This window comes from Duganella sp. CF402 (assembly GCF_900109645.1).
Classification (GTDB): domain Bacteria; phylum Pseudomonadota; class Gammaproteobacteria; order Burkholderiales; family Burkholderiaceae_D; genus Rugamonas.
Genome location: NZ_FOBG01000009.1, coordinates 1 through 4,111, shown reverse-complemented (window position 1 = coordinate 4,111; position 4,111 = coordinate 1). Strand labels below are relative to the sequence as shown.

Annotated in this window: 2 pseudogenes; both read left to right on the top strand. The window is 65.7% G+C overall.

The annotated features are described in order from the left end of the window. Positions 1–2,556 (top strand): annotated as a pseudogene (locus BMZ70_RS28515) (heme utilization protein); the annotation flags it as partial. A 403-nt stretch (positions 2,557–2,959) separates the two neighbouring features. Next, positions 2,960–4,111 (top strand): annotated as a pseudogene (locus tag BMZ70_RS27770) (heme utilization protein); the annotation flags it as partial.

Sequence of the window (4,111 nt, the reverse complement as noted above, 5' to 3'; positions counted from 1 at the left end):
GCCGCGCTGAGCACCGCGCAAGTGGTGGCGCTGACCGCCGCCCAGGCTGGCGTGCTGAGTACCGCCCAAGTGGCCAGCCTGTCGACCAACGCGATTGCCGCGCTGGAAACGGCCGACTTCGCCGCCCTGAGCACCAACGCGATCGCGGCCCTGAGCGTGGCCCAGTCGAAAGCGCTGACCACGCAGCAGATCGTCGCGCTGACGGCCGGTGAAGCCGGCGCGCTGACCACGGCGCACGTGGCCGGCATGTCGACCACCAACGTGGCCGCGCTGGAAACGGCCGACCTGGCAGCGATCAAGACGGCCGCCATCGCCCTGCTGAGCACCGCCCAGGTCTCCGCGCTGAGCACGCTGCAACTGTCGACCCTGGGCACCGCCTCGCTGGCGGCCCTGAGCACCGGCGGCATCGCCGCGCTGGGCACCGACCAGGTCGTCGCACTGACCGGCAGCCAGCTGGGCAGCCTGACCACCGCGCAGTTCGCGGCCCTGAGCAGCAACGCCATCGGCGCCATTGAAACGGCCGACCTGGCCAGCTTGGGCACCAATGAAATCGCCGTGCTGCGCACCAGCCAGCTGGCCGGCCTGACGGCTGCCCAACTGGCGCTGCTGTCGACCAACCAGATCGTTGCCCTGAGCACCGGCGCGGCCGCTGCGCTGAGCACCGCGCAAGTGGCGGCCCTGACCGCCGCCCAGGCTGGCGTACTGAGCACCGCGCAAGTGGTGAGTCTGTCGACCAATGCGATCGCCGCGCTGGAAACGGCCGACTTCGCCGCCCTGAGCACCAACGCCGTCGGTTCGCTGACTGCGGCGCAAGTGAAGGCGCTGGAAACCGAGCAGATCGTGGCGCTGACCGTCGGCCAGGCCGCCGCGCTGAGCACCGCGCAAGCGGCCAACCTGTCGACCAACGATATCGTTGCGCTGGAAACGGCCGACCTGGCCGCGCTCAAGACCAGCGTGCTGGCCACGCTGTCCAGCAACCAGCTGCAAGCGCTGACGACGGCCCAGGTCACCACCTTGGCGACCGCCACGCTGGCCGCGCTGAGCACCGGCAGCATTGCCGCCCTGACCACCAACCAGGTCGTGGCGCTGACCGCCGCGCAGCTGGGTAGCCTGGGCACGGCGCAAGTGGTGGCCCTGAGCAGCAACGCCATCGGCGCGATCGAGACGGCTGACCTGTCGGGCCTGACCACCAACGAGCTGTCGGTACTGCGTACCGCGCAGATCGCCGGTCTGAGCGTGGGACAAGTGGCCAATCTGTCGGCAACGCAAGTTGGCGCCCTGAGCACCGCCGGTTTTGCCTCGCTGAGCACCAACCAGATCGTGGCCCTGACCACCAGCCAGGTATCGTCGCTGTCGACGCTGCAACTGAGCGTCCTCAGCACTGCCCAGCTGTCGTCGATGGAAACCGCCGATATCGGCGTGATCAGCACCGCCGGCTTCGCCACCCTGAGCAGCAACCAGCTGCGCGCCCTGAGCGCCGGCCAGGCCGCCGCGCTGACGGCGAACCAGGTCGCCGCCCTGAGCTCGCGCCAGGTGGTTGGCCTGAGCACGGCCGCCATCAACGCGCTGGAAACCGCCGATCTGGTCGCCCTGTCGACCAACTCGGTGGCCGGCCTGACGACGCAGCAGATCGCCGCCCTGTCGACCAACGGCGTGGCCGCGCTGACCACCAACCAGGTGGCGGCATTGACCACCCGTCAGATCCACTCGCTGACGTCGGATCAGTTCCACGCGATGAGCCCGACGCAGACGTCGAAACTGATTTCGCTGACGCCTATCGTGCTGGATCTGAATGGCAACGGCGTGCAGACCGTGGGCATCGATCACGGCGTGCAGTTCGACCTGCTGGCCAATGGCGACAAGCTCAACACCGGCTGGGTGGGCGGCGGCGACGGCTTGCTGGTGCTCGACCACAACCATGACGGCGCGATCAACGACGGTAGCGAGTTGTTCGGTTCCGGCACCACGCTGGCCAACGGCCAGAAAGCGGCCAACGGCTATGAAGCAATGGCCGAGCTCGACACCAACGGCGACGGCAGTATCGACAGCCAGGACCGCGCCTTCAGCCAGCTGCAGGTGTGGGTGGATGGCAACGGTGACGGCGTCAGCCAGGCCGATGAACTGAAATCCCTGGCCGACCTGGGCATCACCAAGTTGAACCTGGATGTCAAACAGACCCTGGTCGATAGCGGCAACGGCAACTTCATCGGCGCCAGCTCGACCTTCGAAACCAGCGACGGCACCAGCCACACTGCGGCCGACGTCTGGTTCCAGGTCAGCGCGACTGGCCAGGGCTTGAGCAGCAGCGTCAGCGGCATGGCCCAGGCACTGTCGGCCTTTACCGCCGGCAGCGCGGCAGCGGCCACGGCGACGCCGCAGCTCGATATCCGCGGTAGCGGCGTCAGCACCGGCGCCGCCCAGCTGGCGGACGCGTTGCAGCGCTACACGGCGGAAGGCAAGCAGGGTGTTGCCGACAGTACGGTGGTCGACAGCGAGCTGCGTCTCAAGGCGCTGAACGGTGCGGTCCAGGGCTACTTGGCCAGCCCGCACAAATAAGCGGGACGACGCACTGATCAAAAACGGCAAAGCGCAAGTTTTGCCGTTTTTTTTTTACGCGGCCGGGCTGGCATGGTGTTTGCCTTGCCCTAAGTAAACAAAAAAACTTAACGCCGAGGTGAAAAAAGTCGCTTTACGTTAAGCCAGCGTGCCCTCTGGATCTGCTGCCCGGCGTGGTTTTTTTGCGGCGGCAGGACGTGGCCGTCAGGAAAAAGCAGGCAAGGCGACCTAAAGTTGTTAAGCTTGTTGACGTTAAGAACTAATGGAATCCGCCGCTGGTTGGCCCGCCGTCAGTTGCTCAGTAATAGTCGCAGCCCCCCAATTCGAATCAGAGCCCGCAGGCTAGCCTGTCGGCTCTGATGTTTGTCCCAACAGAAATTTGTAGTGCCTTAGGAGAACGGAAATGAGCCTCATCACGAGTATGGAAACCAAGCTTATCGCCGCATTGACGACTTCTACCGTCGCCACGCTGGCGACCAGCGATATCGCTGGGCTCAATAGTGACCAGTTCCGCGCCCTCACTACGGCGAACATCGGCTACCTGACGGCGGCGCACATTGCCGCCATGACCACCAACAATCTGGCGTACGGCCTGACCACGGACCAGATCGTGGCGCTGACCACCGTCCAGGTCGCGGCCCTGAGCTCGCGCCAGGCGGCGGCCCTGTCCACCGACTCCATCGTGGCGCTGCAAACGGATGACCTGCAGGCGCTGAAGACGTCGGCGATCGCCGGTCTCAACACGGCCCAGGTCAGCGTCCTGTCGACCGACCAGATCGTCGCGTTGCAAAATACCCAGGTCGCCATACTGAGCAGCAGCCAGGTGGCAGCGCTCGGCACGTCGGCAATTGCCGCGCTGGAAACCAACGACCTGCAAGCGCTGAAGAGCGGCAACATTGCGGTCCTCAATACCGACCAGGTCGGTGCGCTGACCACCGACCAGATCACCGCGCTGACCAGCGGCCAGATCGGCGCCCTGAGCACCAACAGCCTGGCTTATGGCCTGGACACCGACCAGATCGTCGCCTTGTCGGCGACCCAGCTGGCTGTCCTGAGCACGCTGCAATTCGGCGCGCTGTCGACCAACAACGTGGCTGCGATCGAGACGGCCGACCTGATCGCCCTGAAGACCAGTATCATCGCCACCCTGAAATCGGCCCAGCTGGGTGCGCTGACCACCGACCAGATCAGCAACCTGACCACGGCCCAGGCGGCTGCCCTGAGCACCGCCAGCATCGCCAACCTGAGCACCAACCAGGTGGTGGCCCTGAACACCAACCAGGCTGCCGTCCTGAGCTCGGCCCAGGTGGTGGCGCTGAGCACCGACGCCATCGTGGCGCTGGAAACGTCCGACCTGCAAGCACTGAAAACCAGCTCGTTTGCGGCCCTGTCGACCAGCCAGGTGGCCAACCTGTCGACCGACCAGATCGTCGCCCTGACCAGCGGCCATGTCGCCGCGTTGAGCAGCAAGCAAGTCGCCGCGCTGGGCACCTCGGCGATTGCCGCGATTGAAACGGCCGACCTGCTGGCCTTGAAAACCTTCGGCATCGCCGCG